4 protein-coding genes and 1 pseudogene are annotated in these 5917 nt (G+C 42.3%); 2 read left to right on the top strand and 3 right to left on the bottom strand.

Annotated features, from left to right (window positions below):
- The 3 genes and pseudogenes from B2089_RS10755 to B2089_RS10765 form a co-directional block, all read right to left on the bottom strand.
- Nucleotides 1–335: pseudogene (locus B2089_RS10755) on the bottom strand (hypothetical protein); the annotation flags it as partial.
- A 22-nt stretch (nt 336–357) separates the two neighbouring features.
- Nucleotides 358–1596 carry a hypothetical protein gene (locus B2089_RS10760; protein ID WP_296687265.1) on the bottom strand — a complete coding sequence of 413 codons (1239 nt, stop codon included), beginning with the start codon at nt 1594–1596 and terminating at the stop codon, nt 358–360.
- Nucleotides 1596–2051 carry a hypothetical protein gene (locus tag B2089_RS10765; RefSeq protein WP_296687268.1) on the bottom strand — a complete coding sequence of 152 codons (456 nt, stop codon included), beginning with the start codon at nt 2049–2051 and terminating at the stop codon, nt 1596–1598. Before B2089_RS10765 ends, B2089_RS10760 begins: the two co-directional genes overlap by 1 nt.
- Nucleotides 2052–2147: 96 nt before the next feature.
- Here B2089_RS10765 and B2089_RS10770 point away from each other — a divergent pair, with 96 nt between their 5' ends.
- Nucleotides 2148–5078 (top strand): CHASE2 domain-containing protein, encoded by a 2931-nt coding sequence (locus tag B2089_RS10770; RefSeq protein WP_296687270.1) that lies wholly within the window; start codon nt 2148–2150, stop codon nt 5076–5078.
- Nucleotides 5079–5167: 89 nt separating this feature from the next.
- Nucleotides 5168–5917, top strand: a 750-nt coding sequence (locus B2089_RS10775) for a TolC family protein (protein ID WP_296687272.1), incomplete at its 3' end; no start/stop codon positions are given.

Consider the following 5917-nt stretch of genomic DNA (forward strand, 5'->3'; position numbering starts at 1 on the left):
ACATTTGATTTGAGCGAGCCTGTGTCGAGGAAGATTGCCGTTTCATCCTTGCCTTTTGCTCCTGCAAGACCTTCTCGTTCTGCCAGAGTCTGCAAAGTAATTCTTGAAAGAGGAGCGACAGTAACGGTTGATTCCTTGATTTTAAGGATAACTTCTGATTTGAAGCCTGTCTGAATTACGGCACCCTGATTGAGAGTATCGCCTTCTTTGAGTGCAACCCAAGTGTCTCCGCTCTGAACTTCGGCCTTGCCCTTTGCAGAAACAACAGTCGCCTGCATTGCGAATGATGAAAAAGCTAAAGCCGTAAAAACAACTGAAAGAATAAATTTCTTCATATTTTACCCCCTGTCTGTTATGTTAGAAAGCGATTGCCGCTGTAATCTTAAGCTGCGTCTTGTTGCCGCCAATTCCCCTGAAGTTATCTGCTGCATTGTTATATTCATTTTTGCAGATGAATTGGCTAAAACTTGCTCCGAGAGAAACATCGCTGAGAACCTGGAAATTAAATCCTGCTGAATACTGGAAACCTGCCTGTTCGATTTTGTCCTTTTCGTCTCCGCCTGCAGTGTTGAACACAATGTCACTGCTTGCATTAAGAAGAAGATTTGAAACGGGCTTGATTGTGGCAGAAATTCCGCCCTTTGCAATGTTCGTGTATTCAGGAGCCGCCAGAGATTCAACTGCGGTGCTGCTTGTGAAGCCCTGGAAAGACTTGAAGCTGCCCTGCTTGCCGGAAGCGTAAACTCCGTTCAGCGAAATTGACATTGACTTGAAATCTGGATAAGCCGAGAGTGAGGCCGTGGTGAGGTTGCCTTTTTCGGTGTCGCTGTCATCATATTTGAACATGCCGATTGTTGAAGTGACGCTGTAGAACACAGGAGAAACGATTGGACCTGTGAGAGCAACTGTGCCGTACATTCTGCTGTATTTTGTTGATTCAAGCGAGAATGCTCCGAGACCTTCGAGAGAAATTGTCTGACCGGCGAAAATATGCGGGAGAGAGAAAGTTGCTGCTCCCACGGCATATTTTTTTGCAACGACATAGAGTGTTTTTTCTTTGTCGGTAAGATCCGGGCTTAATTCTGAGTTGTTGCCCTGATTTAGAATCGTGACATTCTTTGCATTGAGAAGGCCTGTGTATGCGCCGTAAAGCGACAAACTGACTTTTGAGATGTTCGCATCGATTTTTAGGCCGTCACCGTTCTGGGAATAGATAAGGCCTGTTGTGTCAGCATTGAAGAATCGTCCTGCTGAAAGCTGAAGGTCGCCAGAGGAAAGCTCTTTTTTGAGTGTGAGTTTGAAAAGTGTAGCATCAAGCGTGAGTTTGAGCTTTTTATCAGAATCTTCTTCGCTTGCGATGTATTCGCTTTTAAAAGCTCCTTCTGCTGTGAAGTAGCTTGAGCCGTCAGCAGTGATCGGAAGACGGAGCCAGATGTTTGCGCCGTTTTTCTGATTGAGCTTTAATGCGCCGTCTTTTTCGACATTTGCGAAAGTTGTGTCATTTGTGACAAGTCCGCCTGTTTCAACAGAGAACGCAAGTTGCGCCGCAAAAAGAAGTGAAGTGCAGACGATTAAATTTTTGAATTTCATTTTCATTATTCGTTCCCTCCTGCAAGCTCAAGGCAGCTGTTGAAAATATCTATTGCTTCCCTGCCAGAAACTTTCATTGAAGGATCGGATTCGGTCGGAAGGATTCCCTGAGCCTTCAGTTCCTTGAAAGCATATCTTTGAGATTTTGTTAATGTGTAAAACAAACCTCCTTTGAGCTGTAATGCCTTCATGTAAATAGAAGAGATTTGAGCAAGAGTGATTTCTGAATCAGCTTGTGAATCAGAAGAAAAATAGCCGTTTGATTTGAGGGCTTCAAATGCAGCACTGTCTTGTGAATCATTTTCTGTGATTAAATTTGCGTAAAGAGCAGGAAGATAAGAAGCTTGTTCACAGGTGATTTTTTCTGATTTGATGATGGCTGTCATTTTGTCCGAACTTTGGGCGAAAGCTGACATGCTGACAAAAAGACTCGCCAAAAAACATAAAATGAGTTTTTTCATTTTCAACTCCTTTTTTAAAATAAAAAATTCTGCTTTTTTGCAAAATTTCTTAAGAAAATTTACAGTTATATTATAAACTGTGTTATACTGTTTGTCATGGGAAATAAGCAAAAAAAAGGAAAAAATCAAAAAAAATCTCTTCCACGAAAAATTGTCGCCCTTATCATTGTTTTGAGTGCCGTTTTATTTTGGACTCTGTTTTGTGCCATTGGTGCATTGCAGAATTTTGACTACCGCGTCTACGATTTGATGCTGGGCTTTGTCAAAAATCCTGACACTCGAAAGGAAATTCTTCTTGTTGAGGCGGACAACATTTCAACAAGCAATGATTCTTTTCAGGAAATGAAAACTTGGCCTTGGCCTCGTAATATTTTTGCCAATGCGCTGCTTCGAATGAAAGAATTCGGTGCTGGCTCGGCCGTATTCGATATTGAGTATCTTTCGCCATCAAATCTTGCCGTCAATGAAGATGCAATCATCGATGCGGCTGCAAATTTTGACGGAAGCCGCCCGAATTTTGAAAGCTTCATCAAGGATAACGATGATTATTTTTCCCGCGCAATCCAGTTCTTCGGGAACACCTGGCTCACCATCAACACGCTGGACATCGACATGAAGTATTCTGATGAGGAAATCGAGTATGTCAAAAAACGCTTCCTTTATAATGCCGAAGATAAAAATGATTTGATTCTTAAAGATTTCAGACAGTCCAGGCTCGACAGCATAAAAACTTCCTTCATTGATAATTTTACAGAGGACAAACCAGACTGGGACAATCCCGACTTCCTCAAAAAATATATAATTGGTTTCTCGCCGGCAATGCACCAGTTCATAAGTCACGCAAACGGAGCCGGATTTACGAATGTCATCATCGATATGGACGGAACTCGCCGCAGAATTGAGCTTCTTAACAAAAAAGATGATGTTTATTCGGGGCAGCTTTCTTTTGCGCCGATTGTCCGAACCTTGAATCCAGAAAAAATCATCCGTGAAAAAAGGTCTTTGCGGCTTGAAAAATGCAGCGGTCTTAACGGAAAAACTATAAAAATTCCTTTGGACTCAAAAGGAAAAATGCTGATTAACTGGCTCCACTCGCTGTTCGTAGATTCTTTTAGGCATGAGAGCATGTTCTTCCTTGCACAGCTTGATGAGCTTGAAAAAAACATAGTCCTTGAGCTTAAATCTTTGAGCGGATTTTTAACATCTCTTGATTCTGCGCAAATTCCGGGGCTGAAACTTGATCCGCTTCAGTCTGCCGCTGCTGTCAAACAGCTCGTTTCGGATTACAAGGACATTACTGATTTTAAGGAATATCTTCTTTCTAAATGCGAGGGCTATGATATAGAAGGAAATGCAATCGGCGGTGGAATTGACGATTCCGAGTACGAGCAGTATTTCCAAGCACGAAAAGATTTCTTTGATTCTGTGACTGCATTCTGCAAGGGCAATTCAATGGATGAAATCGCAGACCGGCTTCTTGCTTTGAGCGAATACATTCCGGCTGATGAATATCAGGTGATTCAGACGGAGCTTGCGGAGCTTTTTGACACTCTTGAGAGCGAAAATTCTCTATATAACTCGATTTTTGCTGATAAAAAGGCGGTTTATGAGAATTCATTCTGTATTCTTGGACATACGGCAAGTTCTACAACTGATTTAGGTACGACTCCGTTTGAGCGGGCTTACATGAATGTCGGAACTCATGCGAATGTTTACAACACGATTATGAATCAGGATTTCATTTATCCGGTTGACTGGGGCTGGGGAGTTGTGATTGCGGCAATTTTTGCCATCGTGCTGATTGTTTTGCCTGCCGAAAAGAGGGATTTGATTCAGAACACAACCGGCGTTCTTCTTGTTTTGCTTTCGGTTTTCGTGCCGTTCCTGCTTATCAGACTTTTCAATGTTTATATTCCTGCGTTCACGCCATTCTTGATTGCTTTCACATCTTATCTTGCGATGACGATTTACAGGTTTGCGACAAGTGAAAGTGACAAAAAATTCATCAAATCGGCTTTCAGTCAGTGTCTTGCACCGGCCGTCGTAGATGAAATCATAAAAAATCCGTCCTCATTCAAACTTGGCGGCCAGACAATCGAGATGACGGCAATCTTCACGGATATTCAGAAATTCTCAGGCTTTTCAGAATTGTTGAGTGCGGCTCAGCTGGTTGCCCTCTTGAATTTCTATCTTTCACAAATGTCTGACATCATTATGGATAATCGTGGAACCGTTGATAAATACGAAGGTGATGCAATTGTCGCATTCGTTGGCGCACCGTTAAAGACGACTGAACATGCGGCTCTTGCATGTCGTTCTGCAATCAAAATGAAGAAAACAGAGCGCGAAATGAACGCTTACATCGAGGATGTCGTTACGAAGCCAAAGCCAGAAGATATGGAGCAGGATTTGTACGATGCGTTCTGCATTATGGTCAAAAACAAAAAGACAATCTTCACGCGAATCGGTTTGAATTCCGGGGAAATTGTCGCGGGTTACATGGGCTCAACCAACAAAAAGAATTACACAATCATGGGCAACAATGTAAACTTGGCCAGCCGTCTTGAGGGCGTAAACAAGCAGTACAGGACGGGCGGAATCTTGATGAGCGAGGCGACCAGAAAGGGGCTTGATGAAAGCTTTATCGTGCGAAGCCTCGACCGTGTTCAGGTTGTCAATGTCGTGACACCAATCCGGCTTTATGAGCTTCTTGATTTGCGTGAAACTGCGGATGAAAATCTTTTGGATTATGTTGCCTCTTGGGAAGATGCGATGAAGGTTTTTGAAAGCGGGGATTATGCAAAAGCCCTTGAAATGCTCAAAAAACTCAGTGAACTTCGCCCGGAGGACAATACGGCAAAATATTACATCGAGTTGATTGAGAAATTCTTCATAAAAGGCTCTTATCCAACCGAGAACGATGATTTTGGTGTCGCATACAACGCTGAAAATCCTGAGAACATGAAGGCTGAATGGATTGGAACGGCCTATGAAATCAAGGGAACATTCAAGTTGCTGCAGAAGTAGGGCATTTCCTATAAGATAAAATTTTGTTTTATCTTTCTATATAACACTTTGTTTTTGAAACTAAAATTAATCACCGATATTATTAAGGTATGAAACGAAAGGTAATAATATCGGTGGTTTTTGCTTTTATCGCCTGTTCTTTGAACGCACTTTCTGTTGATGAGGCGGTTGAAATGGCAAAAAAGAATAATGTTTCGGTTGCGCGTGGGAAAATCACTCTTGATGCGGTGGCCAGGGCAAAGGCTCATTCATGGAACAGCGTGAGTCCTTCTGCTAGCGTTTCGGCTTCTTCTTCCATTCCTGTGGATTCTTTGAGTGATACTGAATCAAAATATACGGCCAGCTACGGTGTTTCGGCAAGTGTTTCTGTTTCTTTGAGCGGAAATCTTTTTACTTCAATGAATGCGGCTAAAATTGCTTATGAATCTGGAAAATTGACTTTTGATGATGCCGTGAAATCCGTGGAACTCAGCGTGCGCGAGGCTTTTTACGGACTTTTGTACGAAAAGGAAAATATTGTCCTGCAAGAAAAAAATCTTGAGATTGCGAAGACTCAGTACAACAACAACCTTGCGAAATACAATCAGGGGCGCCTGAGTGAAATCGATGTGCTTTCTGCGGAAGTAAATTACAAGAGCAAAATTCCGACCGTTGAGAGTGTGCGGACGACTTTCTTGAACGATTTGGCTAGTTTCAAGCAGACTTTGGGGCTTTCCCTTGATGAGGAAGTTGAGCTTGACGGCTCTCTTGATGATTTGATAAATCTGAACGAAATCACTGTTGACGAAAAAAATGTGCAGTCTTCTTCTATTAGACAACTCGAATATAAGATTGCCAGT

Source organism: Treponema sp. UBA3813, assembly GCA_002368605.1.
Classification (GTDB): domain Bacteria; phylum Spirochaetota; class Spirochaetia; order Treponematales; family Treponemataceae; genus Treponema_D.

What these genes read in the sequence shown, in the direction of transcription:
- B2089_RS10760 (WP_296687265.1), bottom strand. Translation starts at nt 1,596, where the DNA reads ATGAAAATGAAATTCAAAAATTTAATCGTCTGCACTTCACTTCTTTTT.
- B2089_RS10765 (WP_296687268.1), bottom strand. Translation starts at nt 2,051, where the DNA reads ATGAAAAAACTCATTTTATGTTTTTTGGCGAGTCTTTTTGTCAGCATG.
- B2089_RS10770 (WP_296687270.1), top strand. Translation starts at nt 2,148, where the DNA reads ATGGGAAATAAGCAAAAAAAAGGAAAAAATCAAAAAAAATCTCTTCCA.